Consider the following 21,834-nt stretch of genomic DNA (forward strand, 5'->3'; position numbering starts at 1 on the left):
TGCGTGCCGGGGCCCGTGGGGGCCCGCCACCGGCCGGTGGCGGTGGGGCCACGCGGCACCCGGCCGGGGCGGGCCCCGCCGGGGCGCCCCCGCCGGGGCCGGCGGCGCCGGTACGGCTCCCGTACCGGGACCCGAGGCCACCGGCCCCGGGGAGGTGCGCCGGGGGCCCCGCCCCACCCCCGCCGGCGTGGGGGGGGCGACGCCGGCCGGCGGGGCGCGTGCGGAGGGTGGGGACGGCTCGTGGTCGGCGGGGCGCGTGTGGAGCGGGCACGGCTCCGGCCGGCCGCCCGTGGACGGGGCACCGGGGGGTCATGCGGAGGTCTTCCTTCCGTCACTCGCGGGTGTTCTGATGCGCACGCCCCACCCCCTACCCGCCCCGGGAGGCGCGAGTGAACCTGGTCGTCAACGGAGACGCCGAGAGCGGACCCGGCGGAACCCCCCGACCGGTCGGCGCCGTGACGGGCTGGCAGGTCGTCGAGGGCGCCCCCGCACTGGTCGCGTACGCCCACGGCGGGGGCTACCCCACCGCCGAGGACCCCGGCCCCCCGCGGCGCGGCAGCCGCTTCTTCACCGGCGGCACCGCGCCGCGCACGGTCCTCCTCCAGGACGTCGCCCTGCCCTCCGACGGCGCCACCGGGCACGCCGCCGTCGACGCGGGGCGCGTGCGCTACGCCCTCGGCGCCTGGCTCGGCGGGTACGCGGCCCAGGAGGACGGCGCCCGGCTCTCCGTCGAGTTCCGCGACGCCGCCGGCACGCCCGTCGCGCTCAGCGTCCTCGGCCCCGTCACCTCCCGGGAGCGGGGCGGCCGTACCGGACTGGTCGAACGGACCGCCGCCGCGGCCGTACCGCCCGGCGCACGCCGCGCACGGCTCCTCCTCGTCCTCACCCGCACCGGCGGCGGCACCTCCAACGACGGCTACGCCGACGGGATCGCCCTCACCCTGACCGCCACCGGGAGCGCCCTGTGAGCCTCGACCGACGGAACCTGCTGAAGGCCGCGGCCGCCGCGGGCGTCCTCCACACCGTCTGGCCGCTCGGCCCGGGGCTGTCGCCCGCGCGGGCCCGGGAGGCGGCGGAGGCGCTGGGCGCCGTGTACGAGGCCGCGCCGTTCACCCTCGGCGTGGCCTCCGGCGACCCGACGCCCACTGGTGTGCTGCTGTGGACGCGGCTCGCGCCCGAACCGCTCGCCGCCGAGCAGCCGCTGCCCGAGGTCGTCGAGGTCGGGTGGGCGGTCGCCGAGGACGCGGGGCTGACCCGGGTCGTCGCGCGCGGCACCGCGCCGGCCTCCGCGACGCTCGGCCACAGCGTCCACGTACCGGTCGGCGGGCTCGCCCCGGGCCGCACCTACTGGTACGCCTTCACCGCCCTCGGCCGCACCAGCCGCGTCGGCCGGACGCGGACCGCGCCGGCCGGGCCCGTGCCCCGGGTCCGCTTCGCCGCGGCCAACTGCCAGGCGTTCCACGACGGGTACTACGCCGCGCACCGCGGCATCGCCCGCGAGGACGTCGACTTCGTCGTGCACCTCGGCGACTACGTCTACGAGCACGGGCCGGTCGGCGGCGACCACGTGCGCGACCACGAGGGGCCGGCCGTCCTCACCCTCGCCGACTACCGCCGCCGCCACGCCCTGTACAAGGGCGACCCGTCCCTGCGGGACGCGCACGCCGCCCACCCGTGGTTCCTGACCTGGGACGACCACGAGGTCGTCAACGACTACAGCGGCACGGGCGGCGGGGCGCCCTTCCTCCAGCGCCGGGCCGCCGCCTACCAGGCGTGGTACGAGAACATGCCGCACCGCGACCGGTCGGCGACCTCCGCCCTCCCCGACCCGGAGATCCACCGCGTCCGCCGCTGGGGCGACCTGCTGGAGCTGACCGTCCTGGACCTGCGCTCCCACCGCTCGGCGCAGAACCTGCCCGACGGCACCATCCTCGGGGCCGCGCAGAAGGGCTGGCTCAAGGACACGGTCGACCGGGCGCCCGACGGCTGGCACGTCTGGGCCAACTCGATCATGTTGAGCCAGCTGCGGGCCCGGCCGGGCGGCCCGTACATGTTCACCGACCAGTGGGACGGCTTCCTCGCCGAGCGGAAGGAGGTCCTCGGGCACGTCCACCGCAGCGGTCTGGAGGACTTCGTCGTCATCACGGGGGACTGGCACTCGGCCTTCGTCGACGACGTGCGCGTCGACTTCGACGACCCCTCATCGCCGCTGCTGGGCACGGAGTTCACCGCGCACTCGGTGACCTCGGGGGCGTACTCCGCCGACTGGAACGCCACGAACGGCCCCGTCATGGGGCGCGCCAACCCGCACCTGAAGTACTTCGAGGGCAACCGCTACGGCTACGACGTCTACGAGGCTACCCCGGAGCGGTTCACCGCCCACCTGCGGGTCATCGCCGACCGGCGGGACCCGGCCTCGCCCGTCACCACGCTGACCCGGTTCCACGTCGACCGGGGCAGGGCCGGCTCGTACGAGGACCCGGCCACCAAGGGCTCGCCCGCCCAGTGGCGGCGCGACTGAGGAAGCGCCGGCGGCCCGCTGAGGGGCGGGGGCGGTACGCGGAGGCACTCCCTCCGCACGGCCCCCGCCCGGCCTCCCGGCACACGGGGGCGTGCGGAGGGACGTGCGTCACACCGGCGCGTGGTTCCGCCGCGCACCGGCCCGCGCCTAGTCTCGGGGCCATGTTCGCTGCCTATGCCGCACGTATCGACCGCGATCAGCCCCTCAACGGCCTGGAGCTGGGCGACCGCCCCGAGCCCGAGGTACGGCCGGGCTGGACCACCGTCACCGTCAGGGCCGCCTCCCTCAACCACCACGACCTCTGGTCCCTGCGCGGGGTCGGCCTCCCCGAGGACAAACTGCCGATGATCCTCGGGTGCGACGCCGCAGGCGTCGACGAGGACGGCAACGAGGTCGTCATCCACTCCGTCATCGGCCAGACCGGGCACGGTGTCGGACCGCGCGAGCCCCGGTCCATCCTGACCGAGCGCTACCAGGGCACGTTCGCCGAACGGGTCGCCGTGCCCGTCTGGAACGTGCTGCCGAAGCCGAAGGAGCTCAGCTTCGAGGAGGCTGCCTGTCTCCCCACGGCCTGGCTCACCGCCTACCGCATGCTCTTCACCAACGCCGGGGTCCGCCCCGGCGACTCCGTCCTCGTGCAGGGGGCGGGCGGCGGCGTGGCGACCGCCGCGATCGTCCTCGGCAAGGCCGCCGGCCTGCGCGTCTTCGCCACCAGCCGTGACGAGGCCAAGCGCAAGCGGGCCGTCGACCTCGGCGCGGTCGACGCGTTCGAGCCGGGCGCCCGGCTGCCGCAGCGCGTGGACGCGGTGATCGAGACGGTCGGCGCGGCCACGTGGTCGCATTCGGTCAAGTCGCTGAAGCCGGGCGGCACGCTCGTCATCTCCGGCGCGACCAGCGGCGACCGGCCCTCGCACGCCGAGCTGACCCGGATCTTCTTCCTGGAGCTGAAGGTCGTCGGCTCGACGATGGGCTCGAAGGACGAGCTGGAGGACCTGCTGTCCTTCTGCGCGGCCACCGGGGTCCGGCCGGTGATCGACGAGGTCCTGCCCCTCGACCGGGCGCGGGAGGGCTTCGCGAAGATGGAGTCCGGCGACCTGTTCGGGAAGGTCGTCCTCACCCCCGTTTCCTGACCGGCCTCTTGATGGACCGTCAGTCCGGCTGATGGGATCTCCGGCATCGCGCGCACGACCACCCCGCCATGCCGGAGGTCCCCATGCGAACCACCGTCAGCGCCCTCCTCCTCACCGCCCTGCTGGCCGCGGCCGCCCCGGCCCCGGCCCCGCAGCGGGCGGCCCCGCCCCCGGCCCCGCAGCGGGCCGCCGGGGCGTCCACGGGCCCGGCCGCGGCGGCGCACACCGCGCCGCCGTCCGCGTCCACCGCCCGGCCGACGGGCATCCCGCCCCTCACCGACGACCGCGGCCGCGTCCTGACCCTGCGCGGCTGGAACGTCGAGGACAAGACCCACCGCGGTGACGCGGCCCTGTCGGCCGTCACCGAGCGCCACTTCCGCGACCTGCGGGCGCACGGCTTCGGCTTCGCCCGCCTGCTGGTCTTCTGGGACGACCTGGAGCCGCGGCGCGGCCGGTACAGCGAGGCGTACCTGCGGAAGATCGAGCGGATCCTCAACTGGGCGCACCGGTACGACGTCCGGGTCCTGATCGACGCCCACCAGGACGTCTTCGGCCCCGCCTTCGGCCACCGCGGCATCCCGGAGTGGGCCACCCGCACCGACGGCCTGCCCTTCACCCCGCACCCGGACGACTGGTTCGCCGAGTACTTCGAACCGGCCGTGCAGCGCGCCTTCACCCACCTGTACGAGGACGAGGACCTGCGGCGCGCGCAGGCGGCGATGTGGCGGGTGCTCGCCGGTCGCCTGGGGCAGCACCCGGCGGTGCTCGGCTACGACCTGATCAACGAGCCGATGGGCGAGCTGCGCGCGGGGGAGGACCTGCCGACGGCCGCCCGCAGGATCGAGCGCGACCACCTCACCCCCCTGTACAACCGCCTCGCGGACGCCATCCGCCCCGTCGACGGCGACAGCTGGCTCTTCGTCGAACCGACCCCGATCGTCGGCGAGGGCGTTCCCACGGGGCTGGGCCGGATCGAGGATCCGAAGGTCGTCTACGCCCCGCACTTCTACGACACGGCGATGGAGGCGGGCGCCGACTACGACCCGTCGGCCGGATGGATCGAGGCGTACGAGGCGGCGGTGACGCAGTACCCGAGGACGTACCGGGTGCCGGTGGTGGTGGGGGAGTGGGGTCCGCTGAACAACGCCCTGCCGAACATGGGCCGCTTCTACCGCGACGCGCTCGCCTCCCTGGACCGCTACAGCTCCGGCTGGGCCGGGTACGTGTGGTGCTACGGCGGCGGGTACTGCGCCGTCGACGCGTCGGGCGCCTTCCGGACGAACAAGGAGCAGACGGCCGCGCCGTACGCGGAGGCGGTGGCGGGCCGGGTGGTCACGCGGACTCCGGAGCGGCTCGCCTACGTCGCCGGGCGCGGCGGCGCCACGGTCCTCTCGCTCCCCGCGTCGGCGCACGGCTGGCGCGTGGCCGTCGAGGGGCGGGCGTGGCCGCGCACCGGGACCGTGCCGCCGGGCGCGTCGGCCCGGGTGCGGGTGCACGCGGTACCCGGGGCGCGGGTGACGGTCACCGTCTCGCCGGCGGCGCGCTGACCCCGTTCGTCAACTACGGTTGACGCGAGGGTGCCGTCAACATACGTTGACGGCATGACCGAAGCAACCGATCTCGCCGCACGCGCCGGCGACCGCGACCCCCGCGTGGGGTTGCGGGCCGTGGCCGCGCTGCGGCGGCTGCTGGAGCAGCTGGAAGCCGTACAGGTCCGCAGCGCCCGCGCCCAGGGCTGGTCGTGGCAGGAGATCGCGGCCGAGCTGGGCGTCAGCCGACAGGCCGTCCACAAGAAGCACGGGAGGCGTTGATGTTCGAACGGTTCACGAAGAGCGCCCGGAGCGCGGTCAAGGGCGCGGCCGCCCACGCGGAGCGGGCGGACGCCGACGCCGTCACCGAGGAGCACCTGCTGCTCGCCCTGCTCGACCTGGAGGGCGGCCCGTCCGCCACCGCCCTCGCCGCCCTCGGGGTCACCGGCCGGCGCGTCTCGGTGGAGTCGGCCCTCGCGGAGGCGCGGCGGCGGGGCGGCCTGACGAGGGCGGACGCCGACGCCCTGGCCGGCCTCGGCATCGACGTGACGGAGATCGTCGCGAAGGTCGAGGCGACCCACGGGGCGGGCGCCCTGGCGGGCGGCCGGAGGCCCGCGCGCCGGTGGTCCGGCCACCGGCCCTTCACCCGGTCGGCGAAGGACGTCCTGGAGCGGTCGCTGCGCGTCGCCCTCGGCCGCGGCGACCGCCACATCGGCGACGGGCACCTGCTCCTCGCCCTCGCCGCCCGCCCGGGCGTCGTCGCGGACGTCCTCGCGGACCACGGGGCGACGTACACCGCGCTGGAACGGGCGATGCCCGCCGGGCCCGGCACCGCCCGGGCGAGCTGACCGGGCCGTCCCGGCCGGCCGCGTCGGCTCAACCGGCCGGGCGGCCGGCCGGAGCGGATCCGGCGGCCGGAGCGGGTCGGGAGGGCGGAGTGGGTCGGGCGGCCGGAGCGGGTCGGTCGGCGGACCTGGGCGGGCGGACCGGGTCGGCTGAGCCGGCCGGGCGGACCAGCCGGCCGGGGGCCGGGCCGGGTCGACGGGCAGGCGGACCGAGTCGGGCGGCCGAACCGAGTCGGGCGGCCGGAGCGGGTCGCCCGGGCGGAGTGGGTTGGGCGGCCGGACCGGCCTGGCGACCGGGCCGGGTCGGCCGGGCTGAGTGGGTCGGCCGGCCGAGTCGAGTCGGGCGGCCGGAGCCGGCCGGGCGACCGGACCCAGTCGGGCGGGCGTACCGGGTCGGCGGACCGGACAGGCCGGCCTGTCAGGGTGGTGCGTGGGCGCCGCGGGCGCCCGGTCACGCGTGCGGGCCGCGCAGCAGGGCGGTCACGTGGTGCGCCGCCGCCGCCAGGTGGTGGCGGGCCTCGGCCAGCTGCGCCTGCGTCACACCGTGGTCGCGGGCCGCGTCCCGGACGTCGTCGCGGAAGCGGTCCAGCAGCCGCTCCAGGTCCCGGACCGGGTCCCCCGTCGTACCGGCGTCCGCCGCCCGGTCGCGCTCCCGTCCCGGCCCTGCCCCCGGTCCGCGCTCCGGCCCCGGCGCGGCGGGCGGCGGGTCGGTCGGCGCGGGTCCCGCCGCCGGGCCGAAGAGGCCGCCGAGGCCGCCCAGGCCCTTCGTGAGCTCCGTGAGCCCCTCGCGGACCCCCGCGGGCCAGTCGCCCCGCGCGAGGCGCTCCTGCACCCGCTGGGCGACGCGCAGCACCTCCTGACGGGCCCGCTCCTGCGCCTCCGCCGCCTGGCGGCGCGCGGCCCGCGCCTCCTCGCGGGCGCGCCGTGCCTCGTCGCGGGCCCGCCGCGTCTGCTCCCGCCACTCCCGCCCGGCCCGCCGCAGCTCCTCCTCGGCACCCTGCCACCGCTCCCCGTCCCCGCCGGGCCCCGGTGCCGCCCCCCGGGCCCCGCCGCCGGCCGCCGCGCGCAGTTCGTCGCGCAGCCGGCCCGCCGCCCCCCGCACGTCGCTGCGGATCTCCGCCGCGAGCCCGGCGGCGAGCTCGGTGACCGACGCGTGGATCTCCCGCTCCAGGTCGGCCAGCTCGCCCCCGCGTGCGGCCAGTTCGGCGCGGCCCGCCTCGGTGATCGAGTAGACCTTCCGGCCGCCCTCCGGGGCGTGCCGGACCAGCCCCTCCGCCTCCAGCTTGGCCAGGCGCGGGTAGACGGTGCCCGCCGACGGCGCGTACAGGCCCTGGAAGCGCTCCTCCAGCAGCCGGATCACCTCGTAGCCGTGGCGCGGCGCCTCGTCGAGGAGCTTCAGCAGGTAGAGCCGCAGACGGCCGTGGGCGAAGACGGAGGGCATGTCGCAGGACCTTTCCGAACGGGGCGTCACCGGCCCCTCACCGACGCCGCCGGGACGCGGCATATCGCGTCCGACCGGTACACGATAGGTCGCGGGAGAGGGACGTCAAGGCCGCCGGAAACGGACGAATTGTCCTAGCGTATGGCGCATGGACGCGACGACGACGGGCGCGCTGCTGCTCTGCCGGGCCGACACCGGCGCGGTCGCCGCACCGGCCCACCTGCTGGGCGAACGCGTGGTGCTCACGCCCGCGGGCCCCGGCTGGAGCGCCGTCGTCCCCGAGGGGCGACCCTGGCGCCACGGCGCGGCACCCGTCGAACGCGTCGCCACCGGCTGGGCCACCGCCCTGGCGGTGGGCACGCCCTGGCCGGTGGTCGCCCTGTGGTGGGACGACGACCGGGCGGGCTACGCCCTGGCCTCCGGCTTCCGCAGGCCCGTCGACTACACCTGGCTCGCCGACGGCACCCCCGCGGGCGAGGACGAGGCCATGCTCACCTTCGCCGAACGCCTCGGCCTCGACCCGGTCCTCGACGTCCAGGACCTCCAGTCCCTCGCCCGCGACGACCCGGACGCCGACGCCCGGGCCCGCCTGGTCGGCCTCCTCGCCGTCCTGGCCCGCCTCGGGGTGGAGCTCCCGCCCGGTGTCCGGCCCGGCGAGCCCCCGGCCCGCCTGCGCGCCGCCGCCCGGGCCCGCCCCGACAGTCGTACCGCCGAGGGCCACGGCCTCCGCGACGCCGTACGGGCCGAACTGGACGCCGTCGAGCACGGCAGGCTCGGCCCCTGGCTGCGCGGCCCGCGCGCCCGCGCCCTCGCGGCGGCCCAGCTGGCCGTCGGCCTGCCCCTCACCGCCTGGGCCCTCGCCCGCCGCGCCCCCAGTGCCGGCTTGGCCTGCTCGGGGGCGCTGCTCACCCTCCATGGCGCGCTGGGGCTCGCGTACGACCGGCTGCGCGCGGCCGGCGCACCGGCCCCGCCGCACCGGCCGCCGGGCGGCTGACCGCCCGTCCCGTTGGACGGACCGACAGCCGCCCGTCCCGCTCGTCCTACTCGTCGTCCTCGTCGTCCAGCCGCGCCAGCCAGGTCGCCAGGCGCTCGACCGGCACCTCGAAGTCGGGGTTCAGGTCGACGAAGGTCCGCAGCTGCTCGGCGAGCCAGGCGAAGGAGACCTCCTCCTCGCCACGCCGGCTCTCCAGCTCCTCGATGCCACGATCGGTGAAGTACAAGACGGTGCTCCTGATTCGCCCTCGGCCGGTCGGCCGACACTGCCTCCCACCCTAGGACGGAGCACCCACCGCCCCCACCGAAGGGGTCCCCCTTTCCCTACGCCGACGGCCCGTGCGCCGGAGGGCCGGAGGGCCGGGTGCGCCGGAGGGCCCGGCACCCGTGACTCACGGGTGCCGGGCCCTCCGGCCGTGCGTACGGTGCCGCCGGTCAGACCTCGAAGACCTCGGTCACCAGCTGCATCTGCTCCGCCTGGTGGCGCTTGGCCGAGCCGACCGCCGGGGACGAGCTGTGCGGCCGCGAGATGCGACGCAGGCGCTCGCCCTGCGGGATGTCCGCGCCGACCGCCAGGTCCAGGTGGTCGATGAGGTTCAGCGCGATGAACGGCCACGCGCCCTGGTTCGCCGGCTCCTCCTGCGCCCAGATGTACTTCTCGGCGTTGGAGTACTTGGCGATCTCCGCCTGGAGCTCGGCGCCCGGCAGCGGGTACAGCCGCTCCAGCCGGATGATCGCCGTGTCCGTGGCGCCGCGCTTCTGCCGCTCGGCCTCCAGGTCGTAGTAGACCTTGCCGGCGCAGAAGACGACCCGGCGGACGGCGGCCGGGTCGGCCGACGCGTCACCGATGACCGGGCGGAACGAGCCCTGCGTGAACTCCTCCATCTTCGACGCGGCGGCCTTCAGGCGCAGCATCGACTTCGGGGTGAAGACCACCAGCGGCTTGTGGTGCGGGTTGTGCACCTGCCACCGCAGGAGGTGGAAGTAGTTCGACGGCAGCGTCGGCATGGCGACCGTCATGTTGTTCTGCGCGCACATCTGCAGGAAGCGCTCCGGGCGGGCGGACGAGTGGTCCGGGCCCTGGCCCTCGTAGCCGTGCGGCAGGAGCAGCGTGACGCCGGAGGTCTGGCCCCACTTCTGCTCGGCCGAGGAGATGAACTCGTCGACGACGGTCTGCGCGCCGTTGACGAAGTCGCCGAACTGCGCCTCCCACATGACCAGCGCGTCCGGGCGGGCCAGGGAGTAGCCGTACTCGAAGCCCATCGCCGCGTACTCGCTGAGCAGCGAGTCGTAGATGTTGTACCGGGCCTGCTCGTCCGCGAGGTAGAGCAGCGGCGTGTAGTCCTCGTTGGTCTCCTGGTCGACCAGGACCGCGTGGCGCTGGCCGAACGTGCCGCGGCGGGAGTCCTGGCCGGCGAGGCGGACCGGGGTGCCCTCCATCAGCAGCGAGCCGATGGCCAGCGTCTCGCCCATGCCCCAGTCGATCGTGCCGTCGTAGATCGACTGCGCGCGGCGCTGGAGCTGCGGCATGAGCCGCGGGTGGACGGTGACGTGGTCGGGGATGTTGACCTGCGACTCCGCGATCCGCTTGACGACCTCCTGGGAGACGGCCGTGTTCAGGCCCTCCGCGGGGAAGCCGGCCTGCGGGTCGACCGCCATGCCGCCACCGGGCTGCCCGGTGGCCTCGCGCACCTCGGTGAAGACCTTCTCCAGCTGGCCCTGGAAGTCCTGGAGCGCCTGCTCCGCCTCCTCCAGGGTGATGTCGCCGCGGCCGATCAGCGACTCGGTGTACAGCTTGCGCACCGAGCGCTTCTTGTCGATCAGCGAGACCATCGCCGGGTTGGTGAACTGCGGGTTGTCGCCCTCGTTGTGCCCGCGGCGGCGGTAGCAGATGAGGTCGATCACGACGTCCTTGTTGAACGTCTGGCGGAACTCGAACGCGAGCCGCGCCACGCGGACGCACGCCTCCGGGTCGTCGCCGTTCACGTGGAAGATCGGCGCCTCGATCATGCGGGCCACGTCGGTGGCGTACATGGAGGAACGCGACGACTCCGGCGCGGCGGTGAAGCCGACCTGGTTGTTGATGACGACGTGCACCGTGCCGCCGGTGCGGTAGCCGCGCAGCTGCGACATGTTCAGCGTCTCGGCGACGACGCCCTGGCCCGCGAAGGCCGCGTCGCCGTGGAGGGCGATGGGCAGGACGGTGAAGTCCGTGCCGGCCTTGCCGATGATGTCCTGCTTGGCGCGGACGACGCCCTCCAGGACCGGGTCGACGGCCTCCAGGTGGGAGGGGTTGGCGACCAGGCTGACCTTGATCTGCTCGCCGTCGAGGCCGGTGAAGGTCCCCTCGGCGCCCAGGTGGTACTTCACGTCGCCGGAGCCGTGCATCGACTTCGGGTCGAGGTTGCCCTCGAACTCGCGGAAGATCTGCGCGTACGACTTGCCGACGATGTTCGCCAGGACGTTCAGCCGGCCGCGGTGGGCCATGCCGATGACGACCTCGTCGAGGCGCGACTCGGCGGCCGAGTCGATCACCGCGTCGAGCAGCGGGATGACGGACTCGCCGCCCTCCAGGCTGAAGCGCTTCTGGCCGACGTACTTGGTCTGCAGGAACGTCTCGAACGCCTCGGCGGCGTTCAGCCGGCGCAGGATGCGCAGCTGCTCCTCGCGCTCCGGCTTGGAGTGCGGGCGCTCGACGCGGTCCTGGATCCACTTGCGCTGCTTCGGGTCCTGGATGTGCATGAACTCGATGCCGGTGGTGCGGCAGTACGAGTCGCGCAGGACGCCGAGGATGTCGCGCAGCTTCATCATCGACTTGCCGCCGAAGCCGCCGACCGCGAACTCGCGCTCCAGGTCCCACAGGGTGAGGCCGTGCTCGGTGATGTCCAGGTCGGGGTGCTTGCGCTGGCGGTACTCCAGCGGGTCGGTGTCGGCCATGACGTGGCCGCGGACCCGGTAGGAGTGGATCAGCTCGAAGACGCGCGCGGCCTTCGTGACGTCGTCGTCGTGCGAGGCGTCGATGTCCTTGAACCAGCGGACCGGCTCGTAGGGGATGCGCAGCGACTTGAAGACGTCGTCGTAGAACTCGTCGTCGCCGAGGAGGAGGCTCGCGACGATCCGCAGGAACTCGCCGGAGGCGGCACCCTGGATGACCCGGTGGTCGTACGTCGAGGTGAGGGTCATCACCTTCGAGATGCCCAGCTTGTTCAGGGTGTCCTGGGAGGTGCCCTGGAACTCGGCCGGGTAGTCCATCGAGCCGACGCCCATGATGACCGACTGTCCGGGCATCAGGCGCGGCACGGAGTGGACCGTGCCGAGGCCGCCCGGGTTGGTCAGCGAGACGGTGACGCCGGTGAAGTCGTCCATCGTCAGCTTGTTGGCGCGGGCGCGCCGGACGATGTCCTCGTACGCCTGCCAGAACTCGAAGAAGCCGAGCGTCTCGGCCTTCTTGATGGCCGCGACGACGAGCTGGCGGTCGCCGTTGGGCTTGACCAGGTCGATGGCGAGGCCGAGGTTGACGTGCTCCGGCTTCACCAGCGTGGGCTTGCCGTCCTTGAGCTGGTACGACCAGTTCATGGAGGGCATGGCCTTGATGGCCTGCACCATCGCGTACCCGATGATGTGCGTGAAGGAGATCTTCCCGCCGCGGGCCCGCTTCAGGTGGTTGTTGATGACGATGCGGTTGTCGAACAGCAGCTTCACCGGGACCGCGCGCACCGAGGTGGCGGTCGGCATCTCCAGCGAGGCGTCCATGTTCTTCGCCACGGCGCCGGCCGGGCCCCGCAGCGTCACGAACTCCGGACCCGCCGCGGACTCCGTGGCCGGGGCCGCCTGCGCGGGCGCCGGCTTGGCGGGCGCGGGCTTGGCGGCGGGGGCCGCGGCCGCGGGCTTCGCCGGGGCCGGGGCGGCCGGAGCCGCCGCGGCGGGCTTCGCCGGGGCCGGGGCGGGCGCGGGCTGTGCCGGTTGCGCGGGGGCCTGCGCCGCGGGTGCGGGCGCCGGCTGCGCGGGGGCGGCGGGGGCCTGTGCGGTGGGCGCCTCCGCGGCCGGGGCCGGCGTCACGGTACCCGCGGCCCCCGAGGCCGCGGGGGAGCCGCCGGCGGGTTCGTCCGCCGAGCCGGACGCGCCCGGCTTGTAGTCGGCGAAGAAGTCCCACCAGGCGCGGTCGACCGAATTCGGGTCCTGGAGGTACTGCTGGTAGATCTCGTCGACGAGCCACTCGTTGGCGCCGAAGGCGGCCGCAGGGTTTTGGCCCTGGCCGTCTTGGTCGGTCGAGATGCTCGAGTTACTGGGGGACTGAGACGACACGGCGGCAACCGCCCTCTTCCGCTTCACAAGGTGATGGACAGCGGGAATCAAGGCTACGCCTCTCCCGGCGGGAGGTGCAGGCCGGGCGTGCCATCGTCGTGCACATCACATCGAACGACGAGTTTCACGGGAAGAAATGGCGGGAAACAAGCGTGGTTCGGTGATGACCCGCGGTGACCGGGCAGCGCCCGGCGGAGCTGCGGCCACCTGCGGTCCGCACCCCTGACCGGCTCCGCACCCCTCCGCGCCGGTACGCCGTACTGGTACACGGACGGAGAGCGGTTCCGGTTCGAACCCTATGTCAACCGCGCGGTCGGGGAATCCCCGGAAGGGTGACGAGGATGCGGCAGCCGCGTGCCGATTCGGCCACACCGATACGGCCACCGTGCAGATCGACCGCCCAGCGGGCGATGGCCAGGCCCAGTCCCGTGCCGCCGTCGCTGCCCGGGCCGTGCGGCGCGGGGACGCTGCCCCGGTTGAACCGCTCGAAGACCTTGTGCCGCTCCGACGGCGGGATGCCCGGTCCCTCGTCCACGACCTCCAGGTCCAGCGAACCGGGGGAGGAGCCGCGCCGCGCCCGTACCGTCACGCGGCCGTGCGGCGGCGAGTGCTTCACGGCGTTGTCGACGAGGTTCGCCACCACCTGGTGGAGCCGCTCGACGTCGGCGTGGGCGGTCAGCTCGGGCGGGGAGACGTCCAGGTGCAGGTGGACGTCCGTACGGGTGTGGGGGCGGCTGCCGGAGCCGACGGCGCGGTGCGACGCGGCGAGGCTGGCCTCCTTCAGGACGCCCGACAGGTACGGCCACACCTCGAAGGGGCGGCAGCGCAGCGGCACGACGCCGTTGTCCAGGCGCGACAGGTCCAGCAGCGTCTCCACCAGGCGGCCCAGTCGCTCGGTCTGCGCCAGGGCGGTGCGCATGGTCTCCGGGTCGGCGGCCGAGACGCCGTCCACGACGTTCTCCAGGACGGCCCGCAGGGCGGCGATGGGCGTGCGCAGCTCGTGCGACACGTTGGCGACCAGCTCCTTGCGGTGCCGGTCGACCGCCTCCAGGTCGTCCGCCATGCGGTTGATCGTCTCGGCGAGGTCGCCCAGCTCGTCCCGGCGTCCCGCGCCGCGCACGCGGCGGGTGTAGTCGCCGTGCGATATGCCCTTGGCCACGGTGTTCATCTCGTCGAGCGGCGCGGTGAGGCCGTGCGCCACGAACTGCGTGAGGAGCAGCGTGGCGATCACCGAGAAGACGGTGATGAACCGCAGCTCCGTCTCCGTCCGCAGGGCCACCAGCAGCAGGCCGGTGGTGATGAAGACGGAGACCACGACGAGCGTGCCGAGCTTGGTCTTGATCGAGATGGTGACCGGGCCCAGCCGGCCCCGTCGCCCGGCGCGTCCGCCCGCGCGGCAGCGGCGACCCGACGGACGGTCGACCGTGCGCTCCGGTGCCGGGTCCCGTGTCCGGCCCGGTGCCGGGTCCGGCGACCGGTCGGCGGTGCGGTCGGGTCCCGGGTCCGTCGCGCGGTCGGGTCCCGGGTCCGTCGCGCGGCCGGGCGCCGGGTCCCGGGTCCGGTCCGCGCGCGCCCCCGGGCGGCGGCGCCTCACGGCGCCGGGGTCTCCAGGGCGTACCCCACCCCGTGCACCGTGCGGATCCGCTCGGCGCCGATCTTCCGGCGCAGGGCCTTGATGTGGCTGTCCACGGTGCGGGTGCCCGAGGCGTCGGCCCAGTCCCACACCTCCGCGAGCAGCTGCTCGCGGGAGAGGACGGCACGCGGCGTGTTGGCCAGGCAGACCAGCAGGTCGAACTCGGTCGGCGTCAGGTGCACGTCGTCGTTCCTGACGCGTACGCGGCGCTGGGCGTGGTCGATCTCCAGCTCGCCGAGGCGCAGGATGCCGCTGCGCGGGGTGACCGCGGCCAGGGCGGCCCGCTCGACGCGCCGCAGCAGCACGTGGACGCGGGCCACCAGCTCCCGCATCGAGAACGGCTTGGTCATGTAGTCGTCGGCGCCGACGCCGAGGCCGACCAGCATGTCCGTCTCGTCGTCCCGCGCGGTGAGCATCAGGACCGGTACGGGCCGCTGGGCCTGGACCCGGCGGCAGACCTCCAGGCCGTCGAAGCCGGGCAGCATGACGTCCAGGACCATGAGGTCCGGCTGCCACGCCTCGGCGGCGTCGACCGCCGCCGGCCCGTCCGGCGCGGTCTGGACCAGGAACCCCTCCGCCCGCAGTCGGGCGGAGATGGCCTCCACGATGGTCGTGTCGTCCTCGACGACCAGGACCCGGCGCTGCGTGCCCGGCGTGACCGCGCTGCCGGTGTGGCTGGTGTGTGCGTGCTCCATGCCCCGCCCCCGTCGCGTCCTGCGCGAGCTGTAGATCCGTGCGTTCCGGCAACAACATAAAGGCAGCGACCGCGTCGAGGCTACGCGGGGCGAATCCCGAGGTGGACGACGTCCGGCACGCCCCGGGCAACGGGCACCTCTTCCGTCCTTACCCTGCTGAATCCGGCATTCCGCAAGGACGTTTCGAAATCGGCGGACGGCCGGGCGGACCAGACGGCGAGGACGCCGCCGGGGTTGAGCCGGCGCGCGCAGGCGGCGAGACCGGACGGTGAGTAAAGGCCGTCGTTGCCCTCCGTGACCGTCCAGTCCGGGCCGTTGTCGATGTCGAGGCAGAGCGCGTCGTAGGTGTCGGTGACGTCCGGGTCGCGGACGTGGGCGACGAGGTCCGTGTGGAGCAGGACGGTCCGGGGGTCGGCGAGCGCCGTGGCGGAGAGGGCGGCGAGCGGGCCCTCGCGGTGCCAGTCGATGATGGCCTGCTCCCGCTCCACGACGGCGATGCGGCCCCAGGCGGGGTCGGCGGCGGCGTGGGCGAGCGAGAAGCCGACGCCGAGGCCCCCGATGAGGACGGAGGGCCGGGCGCCGGCGCGGCCGGGTGCGGGGCCGCCGCCGGCCGTCCGGTCCTCGCCGGGGGGCCGGGTGCCCGGCGTCCCGCCCAGGGCCCGGAGGGCGGCGTCGACGAGCAGCCGCTCGGAGCGGCCGTCGGAGGTGTCCATGAGGAAGGTGCCGTTGGCGATGATCTCGAAGTGGTCGTCGCGCCGCCGCAGCACGACTTCGCCGTACGGTCCTTCACGTCGGTCGAGCGTCACTGGCATGCGCCGACTTTATGCGGCAGCCGGGCCGTCCTGACGCCGTGTGACCTGCGTCATGGACGGGGGTGTGATCGGTCGCGTTGGGTAAGGGGGCTGGTGGGCCGAGGGGTTGACGGATGCCGGGGGGCCGAGAAGGAGGGGGCCTCGCCGTGCGCCTCGAAGCGGAGACCCGCGGTACGCCGGGCGGAGCGGATGCCGCGGAGCGGCCGTCGTGCCGCGTACCCGGCCCACGCACCCCACGCGCCCCAGGGACCGTCGCCGACGAGCGGACGCCGGCGGGGGCACGCCCCACCGCGCCGCCCCGGACGGTCACGCCGCCGGTCGCCGCCGCGCCGCCCGGGACGGTCACGCCGGGGGGCGCGGTACGGACGGTCGCCGCCGTGCCGACGGCCGCCGTCGCGCCGAGGGCCGCTGTCACGCGGCCGGTGGCCGCCGTGCCGACGGTGGCCTCCGTGCCCGAGCTCGCCGCGTCCACCGGGCCGGTCGCCCCACCGGCCGCCGCCGTGCCGCGGGGGCTCGGGGCGCGGACCGGGCCCACCGCGCCGAGGGTCACCGCCGCGTCCACCGGGCCGGCCGTGCCGGTGGTGCGGTCGTGGCCCGGCATCCTGCGGCGGGCGTCGCGGCTGCTGCCGACGCCGGCCGGTACGCCGTTCACCTTCGGGTACGCGCTCGTGCTCCTCGCGACCTCCCTCTACGCCCAGTTCGGCGACCCGCGTACCGTCACCGCGCTGCTGCACGCCTCCAGCACCGACGTCGCCCACCTGTCCCGCACGCCGTCGGCGGTGCTCCTCGCGAGCGCGCTGTGGGTGGCGGGCGGCCTGTCCTCCCCGTACGCCGTCGGCTTCGTCCTGGTCCTCACGGCGCTGGAGCGGCGGATCGGGGCGTGGCGGACGGCGGGCGTGTTCGCCGTGGGGCACGTCGGGGCGACGCTGGTGACGCAGGTCCCGGTGGCGGTGTCCGTGGTCGCGGGGCACCTGCCGGAAACGTCCCTGCACCGCCTGGACTACGGGATCAGCTTCGGGCTGCTCGCGTGCGTGGGCGCGCTGGCCGGGCTGCTCGGGCCGGTGGTGCGCGGCGCGGTGCTCGTCTGGGTGGGGGCGATGCTGCTGCGGGACCTGGTCGCCTTCGAGGACCCCCTGACGGCCTGGGGTCACGTCCTGGCGCTGCTGATCGGCGTCGCCGGGTGGCCGCTGGTGCGGCGCGCCGCCGGACGGGTCGTCGCCCCGGGGTGAGCGGCGCCCCTCAGGGGGTGGAGCCGTCGCGTACGACGCCGGTGAGCGGTCCCTGGTGGTGCCATCCCAGCGAGGCGTACAACCGGCGGCCGTCGACGGTCGCGCTCAGGACGCCGGTCGAGGCCCCGGCGCGGGCGGCCGCCGTCTGGAGGCGCCGCATGACGAGGGTGCCGAGGCCGCGCCGCTGGTGGCCGTCGAACGTCTCGATCTGGTCGAACACCGCGGTCGGGCCCGTCGGGGCGACCTGGCCGTGGGCGGCGAGCCCGCCGTCGCCGGCGAGGACGCGGACGTGGTGGACGCCCTCGTGGAACTCGGTGTGCAGCGTGTAGCCGGTGGGCGGCGCGACCTCGGGGGAGGGGCTCAGCGCGGTGTACATCATGAAGCCCGGGTCGTCGGGGACGGTCCACTCGGGGGTGAGCCAGTCGGCGACGTCCTCCGGCTCGGCGAGCACCTTCAGCCAGGCGTACGGCTGGGTGACCGTCTCGCAGAGCTTGCGGACGGTGGCCGCGTCCGGCTCGGGCAGCACGTGGCGGAAGACGTGCCGGCTGAGGCCCACGTCGATGCGGTAGCCCCACGGCTCCTCGAGCGGCGGCGGTGTGCCGCGCGAGACCGCCCAGCCGCGCACCCACGCCGCGGTAATAACTGCATTCTGCATGGGGCCATTACACACGAGGCGTCACGGCATCACCAGGGGTTAACAAATCGTGCGGTTCCCGTCACCCTCTGTTTCGGTGGGCGGTGAGGGGCCGGACAGGCGCCTCGTCCGTGCGCGAATGGAGAGACCGCTGATGAGAACACCCTCCGCCGCCGGTGCCGCGCTGCGGCGCGCGACCGCGTCCGCCGCCGTCCTCGGCCTGGCCCTGCCCCTCGCCCTGGCGACGCCCGCGGCGGCCGGGGCCGGTGCCGCCGGCGGCACCGCCGTCCGGCAGGGCGCCGCCGTCGTGTACACCGCGAGCGGCCGCGTCGCGAACGACGTCGTCGTCGGGGTCCTCCTCGGCGAGGTCGCCGTGCAGGACGAGGCCGGGGTCACCGCCGGTCCCGGCTGCGTGCGGCGCAGCGACGTCCTGGTCACCTGCGGCCCGGTGGAGGGCGTCAGCCGCGTCGCCGTCCGGGTGCGGGACGGCGACGACCGGGTCCACGTGGCGGCGCCCGTCGACGCCTCCGTCGACGCGGGTACCGGCCGCGACGAGGTCACCACCCACGGCGGGGGCGACCGGATCGTCCTGCGGGACGGGGCGCCGGGCGACACCGTCCGGTCGTGCGGCGGTGGCGAGGACCATCTGCGCGTCGACGCGGGCGACACCGTGCCGGCCTCGGGATGCGAACACCGCGCCACGGCCTGACGCCGCGGAGCGCGGCGGTCCCCGCCGGTCCGGCGGGGACCGTCCGCGTGCTCAGTCCAGCCAGAGCAGCACCGCGTCACCGTCGCGGGCCGCGGAGGTGAGGAACGGGACCAGCTCGTCGTAGTGGTGCGTCACGTAGTCGAGGGACTCGCCGCGCTCCCACACCACGCTGGGGTACACCTCCGCCCGGGCCAGGTCCTCCGGCCCGACGCCCTCCACCAGCCGGGCCGCGGGCACGTCCGCCAGCGCCTCGGCGGCCGCGCGGACCCGCTCCGGGGTGAGGTAGCGCGGCGGCGCGTACCCCCAGTCCCCGGCCTCCGGGAGCGGCTCCTCGCCGAAGACGACGTCGACCGGGAAGTCGAGCCGCGACAGCAGGAAGTCCAGCGCGTGCCACGCCTTGTCGGTGCTCAGGCAGCGGGCTGACGCCGCGTCCGGTTCCTCGTCCAGTTCCGCGTCGACCAGCTCGTCGACGAGGCCCCGGGCCCACTCGGGATCCCCGAGCGCGCGCTCGAACTGCGCCGGCGTCAGCCGTACGTACTCTCCGATCATGCTCATGGACGGATCGTAGGAGCGGCCACTGACAACGCCCCCGGAACGCGGACGCGGGACGGGTCGGTCGCCCGGGTCACCGCTGGTGGGAGCGGTGATCGCTGTGGGCGAACGCGCCCCCGGGAACACCGGGGTGCCCAGGTGCATTGAGTCGGTACAGCTCAACTTGACTGCCGAAGGGGAGATCATGGCTTCGACGTCCGCACCGCTCACCCTGCCCGTGCTGCCGCTCGACGACGAGGTCGTCCTGCCGGGCATGGTCGTACCGCTGGACCTGTCCGACACCGACGTCCGCGCCGCCGTGGAGGCCGCCCAGGCCGCCGCCCGGGACGGGAACGACAAGCCGCGGGTGCTGCTCGTGCCACGGGTGGACGGCACGTACGCCGGCATCGGCGTCCTCGGCACCGTCGAGCAGGTCGGGCGGCTCTCCGACGGGGACCCCGGGGCGCTCATCCGGGGCCGGGCGCGCGTGCGGATCGGCGCCGGCACGACCGGGCCCGGAGCGGCGCTGTGGGTGCAGGGCACCCGCGTGGAGGAGACCGTGCCGGAGCCGCTGCCGGGGGCCGTGGTCGAGCTGGTCAAGGAGTACAAGGCCCTCGCCACCAGCTGGCTGCGCAAGCGCGGGGCCTGGCAGGTGGTCGACCGGGTCCAGCAGATCGACGGCGTCGCCGCCCTCGCCGACAACTCCGGCTACTCGCCGTTCCTCACCACCGCCCAGAAGGTGGCCCTGCTGGAGACCGTCGAACCCGTCGCGCGGCTCCGGCTCGCCACCGAGCAGTTGCGCGAGCACCTCGCCGAGCAGGACGTCGCCGAGTCCATCGCCAAGGACGTCCAGGAGGGCGTCGACCGGCAGCAGCGCGAGTTCCTCCTCCGCCGCCAGCTGGAGGCCGTCCGCAAGGAGCTCCGCGAGCTCAACGGCGAGGACGACGAGGGCGGGACGGACGACTACCGGGCCCGCGTGGAGGCCGCCGACCTGCCCGGGAAGGTGCGCGAGGCCGCCCTCAAGGAGGTCGACAAGCTGGAGCGCGCCAGCGACCAGTCACCCGAGGGCGCCTGGATCCGCACCTGGCTCGACACCGTCCTGGAGCTGCCGTGGAACGAGCGCACCGAGGACCGGTACGACATCCGGGGCGCCAAGCAGGTCCTCGACGCCGAGCACGCCGGGCTCGACGACGTGAAGGAGCGCATCACCGAGTACCTGGCCGTGCGCAAGCGCCGTGCCGACCGCGGGCTCGGTGTCGTCGGCGGCCGCCGCGGCGGGGCCGTGCTCGCCCTCGTCGGACCGCCCGGCGTCGGCAAGACCAGCCTCGGCGAGTCCGTCGCCCACGCGATGGGGCGGAAGTTCGTCCGCGTCGCCCTCGGCGGCGTCCGGGACGAGGCGGAGATCCGCGGCCACCGCCGCACCTACGTCGGCGCCCTGCCCGGCCGGATCGTCCGCGCCGTCAAGGAGGCCGGGTCCATGAACCCCGTCGTCCTCCTCGACGAGATCGACAAGCTCGGCTCCGACTTCCGCGGCGACCCGGCGGCCGCCCTGCTGGAGGTGCTGGACCCCGCGCAGAACCACACCTTCCGCGACCACTACCTCGAAGTCGAGCTCGACCTCAGCGACGTCGTCTTCCTCGCCACCGCCAACGTGCTCGAAGCCATCCCCGAGGCCCTCCTGGACCGCATGGAGCTGGTCCGCCTCGACGGCTACACCGAGGACGAGAAGGTCGTCATCGCCCGCGACCACCTGCTGCCCCGGCAGCTGGAGAGGGCCGGACTCGCCCGCGACGAGGTCGTGGTCGAGGAGGGCGCGCTGCGCCGGCTGGCCGGCGAGTACACACGCGAGGCGGGCGTGCGGAACCTGGAGCGCTCCCTCGCCCGGCTGCTCCGTAAGGTCGCCGCCCAGACCGAGCTGGGCGACCGCGAGCTGCCCACCACGATCGGCGGGGACGACCTGCGCGGGCTCATCGGACGGCCCCACCACGTACCGGAGTCCGCCCAGGACCCGGCCGAGCGCCGCACGTCCGTGCCGGGCGTGGCCACCGGCCTGGCCGTCACCGGCGCGGGCGGGGACGTCCTCTTCGTGGAGGCGTCGCTCGCCGACCCGGAGACCGGGGCGGCGGGGCTCACCCTCACCGGGCAGCTCGGAGACGTCATGCAGGAGTCCGCCCGGATCGCGCTCTCCTTCCTCCGCTCCCACGGCGCCGAACTCGAACTGCCGGTCACCGGGCTGAAGGACCGGGGCGTCCACATCCACTTCCCGGCCGGAGCCGTACCGAAGGACGGGCCGAGCGCCGGCGTCACCATGACCACCGCGCTCGCCTCGCTGCTCAGCGGCCGACTGGTGCGCACGGACGTGGCGATGACCGGGGAGGTGTCGCTGACCGGCCGGGTCCTGCCGATCGGCGGGGTCAAGCAGAAGCTGCTCGCCGCCCACCGGGCCGGGATCACGACCGTGGTCATCCCCAAGCGGAACGAGGCCGACCTCGACGACGTGCCCGCCGAGGTCCTGGACACGCTGGAGGTGCACACGGTGACGGACGTCCGGCAGGTGCTCGACATCGCCCTGGCGCCGGCGACCACCGCCGTCGCGACGGCGGCCTGACGCCCCGCGCCGGAACGGGCCGGCCGCGCCCTCGTAGGGGGCGCGGCCGGCCGTTGCCGCGCGTTCGTACGGGGTCCGGGCGTCCGGCCCGTGCCGGCCTGTGCCCCGCCCGGACCGACCCGCGCCTCACTCGTACCCGCCCGTACCGGCCCGCGCCGTCCGCCCGGCGGGGCGGCGGATCCCGTGCCCTTGCCGGCGGTAGCCCCCGTCCGGGCCCGC

Annotated in this window: 18 protein-coding genes; 10 read left to right on the plus strand and 8 right to left on the minus strand. The window is 75.1% G+C overall.

The window, feature by feature from the left end; genetic code table 11:
* Positions 1-389 precede the first annotated feature (389 nt).
* The 6 genes from ACF053_RS12935 (at position 390) to ACF053_RS12960 (ending at position 6,028) form a co-directional block, all read left to right on the plus strand.
* Positions 390-968 (plus strand): phosphoesterase, encoded by a 579-nt coding sequence (locus tag ACF053_RS12935; RefSeq protein ID WP_391953908.1) that lies wholly within the window; start codon positions 390-392, stop codon positions 966-968.
* Entirely contained in the window at positions 965-2,521 is a 1,557-nt protein-coding gene (locus ACF053_RS12940; protein WP_391953909.1) for an alkaline phosphatase D family protein, read from the plus strand. The genes ACF053_RS12935 and ACF053_RS12940 overlap by 4 nt, the downstream gene beginning before the upstream one ends.
* A gap of 161 nt (positions 2,522-2,682) precedes the next feature.
* Complete coding sequence (locus ACF053_RS12945; protein WP_228980564.1) at positions 2,683-3,651, plus strand: zinc-binding dehydrogenase; 969 nt, start codon at positions 2,683-2,685, stop codon at positions 3,649-3,651.
* 83 nt (positions 3,652-3,734) lie between these two features.
* Positions 3,735-5,198, plus strand: coding sequence for a glycoside hydrolase family 5 protein (locus tag ACF053_RS12950; protein WP_391953910.1), 1,464 nt, complete (start codon positions 3,735-3,737; stop codon positions 5,196-5,198).
* Positions 5,199-5,252: 54 nt separating this feature from the next.
* Positions 5,253-5,462 (plus strand): helix-turn-helix domain-containing protein, encoded by a 210-nt coding sequence (locus ACF053_RS12955; RefSeq protein WP_058943441.1) that lies wholly within the window; start codon positions 5,253-5,255, stop codon positions 5,460-5,462.
* On the plus strand, positions 5,462-6,028 hold the full coding sequence (locus tag ACF053_RS12960; RefSeq protein WP_391953911.1) for a Clp protease N-terminal domain-containing protein: 567 nt from the start codon (positions 5,462-5,464) through the stop codon (positions 6,026-6,028). The genes ACF053_RS12955 and ACF053_RS12960 overlap by 1 nt, the downstream gene beginning before the upstream one ends.
* A 448-nt stretch (positions 6,029-6,476) precedes the next feature.
* Here ACF053_RS12960 and ACF053_RS12965 read toward each other — a convergent pair whose 3' ends face one another.
* Positions 6,477-7,466 (minus strand): PadR family transcriptional regulator, encoded by a 990-nt coding sequence (locus ACF053_RS12965; protein ID WP_391953912.1) that lies wholly within the window; start codon positions 7,464-7,466, stop codon positions 6,477-6,479.
* A gap of 148 nt (positions 7,467-7,614) precedes the next feature.
* On the opposite strand from ACF053_RS12965, the gene ACF053_RS12970 reads away from it, so the two are divergent.
* Entirely contained in the window at positions 7,615-8,460 is an 846-nt protein-coding gene (locus ACF053_RS12970; protein WP_391953913.1) for a hypothetical protein, read from the plus strand.
* Positions 8,461-8,506: 46 nt separating this feature from the next.
* Here the strand turns inward: ACF053_RS12970 and ACF053_RS12975 are convergent, their stop codons facing one another.
* From ACF053_RS12975 to ACF053_RS12995, 5 genes are all read right to left on the minus strand, one after another.
* Positions 8,507-8,686, minus strand: coding sequence for a DUF6104 family protein (locus ACF053_RS12975; protein ID WP_058943427.1), 180 nt, complete (start codon positions 8,684-8,686; stop codon positions 8,507-8,509).
* Between the two features lie 208 nt (positions 8,687-8,894).
* Positions 8,895-12,764, minus strand: a complete 3,870-nt coding sequence (locus ACF053_RS12980) for a multifunctional oxoglutarate decarboxylase/oxoglutarate dehydrogenase thiamine pyrophosphate-binding subunit/dihydrolipoyllysine-residue succinyltransferase subunit (protein ID WP_391953914.1) — start codon at positions 12,762-12,764, stop codon at positions 8,895-8,897.
* A gap of 301 nt (positions 12,765-13,065) precedes the next feature.
* Positions 13,066-14,127, minus strand: a complete 1,062-nt coding sequence (locus ACF053_RS12985) for a HAMP domain-containing sensor histidine kinase (protein ID WP_391954102.1) — start codon at positions 14,125-14,127, stop codon at positions 13,066-13,068.
* Between the two features lie 227 nt (positions 14,128-14,354).
* Positions 14,355-15,092, minus strand: coding sequence for a response regulator transcription factor (locus ACF053_RS12990; protein WP_391953915.1), 738 nt, complete (start codon positions 15,090-15,092; stop codon positions 14,355-14,357).
* Between the two features lie 80 nt (positions 15,093-15,172).
* Positions 15,173-15,904, minus strand: coding sequence for a spermidine synthase (locus ACF053_RS12995; protein WP_391953916.1), 732 nt, complete (start codon positions 15,902-15,904; stop codon positions 15,173-15,175).
* A 449-nt stretch (positions 15,905-16,353) separates the two neighbouring features.
* Between ACF053_RS12995 and ACF053_RS13000 the strand changes: the two genes are divergently transcribed.
* On the plus strand, positions 16,354-17,133 hold the full coding sequence (locus ACF053_RS13000) for a rhomboid-like protein (protein WP_391953917.1): 780 nt from the start codon (positions 16,354-16,356) through the stop codon (positions 17,131-17,133).
* 10 nt (positions 17,134-17,143) lie between these two features.
* Here ACF053_RS13000 and ACF053_RS13005 read toward each other — a convergent pair whose 3' ends face one another.
* Positions 17,144-17,788, minus strand: coding sequence for a GNAT family N-acetyltransferase (locus ACF053_RS13005; RefSeq protein WP_391953918.1), 645 nt, complete (start codon positions 17,786-17,788; stop codon positions 17,144-17,146).
* Between the two features lie 133 nt (positions 17,789-17,921).
* Here ACF053_RS13005 and ACF053_RS13010 point away from each other — a divergent pair, with 133 nt between their 5' ends.
* The gene (locus tag ACF053_RS13010; protein WP_391953919.1) at positions 17,922-18,476 is read left to right on the plus strand and encodes a hypothetical protein; all 555 of its coding nucleotides are present in this window, start codon (positions 17,922-17,924) and stop codon (positions 18,474-18,476) included.
* Positions 18,477-18,527: 51 nt separating this feature from the next.
* On the opposite strand, the gene ACF053_RS13015 is transcribed toward ACF053_RS13010, so the two are convergent.
* The gene (locus ACF053_RS13015) at positions 18,528-19,031 is read right to left on the minus strand and encodes a YfbM family protein (RefSeq protein ID WP_391953920.1); all 504 of its coding nucleotides are present in this window, start codon (positions 19,029-19,031) and stop codon (positions 18,528-18,530) included.
* Between the two features lie 181 nt (positions 19,032-19,212).
* Here ACF053_RS13015 and lon point away from each other — a divergent pair, with 181 nt between their 5' ends.
* Positions 19,213-21,615: an endopeptidase La gene (lon, locus tag ACF053_RS13020; protein WP_391953921.1), complete on the plus strand. Its 2,403-nt coding sequence runs from the start codon at positions 19,213-19,215 to the stop codon at positions 21,613-21,615.
* The last annotated feature ends 219 nt before the right edge of the window (positions 21,616-21,834 follow it).

The sequence above is a fragment of the Streptomyces kanasensis genome (assembly GCF_043077165.1).
GTDB classification, from domain to species: domain Bacteria; phylum Actinomycetota; class Actinomycetes; order Streptomycetales; family Streptomycetaceae; genus Streptomyces; species Streptomyces changanensis.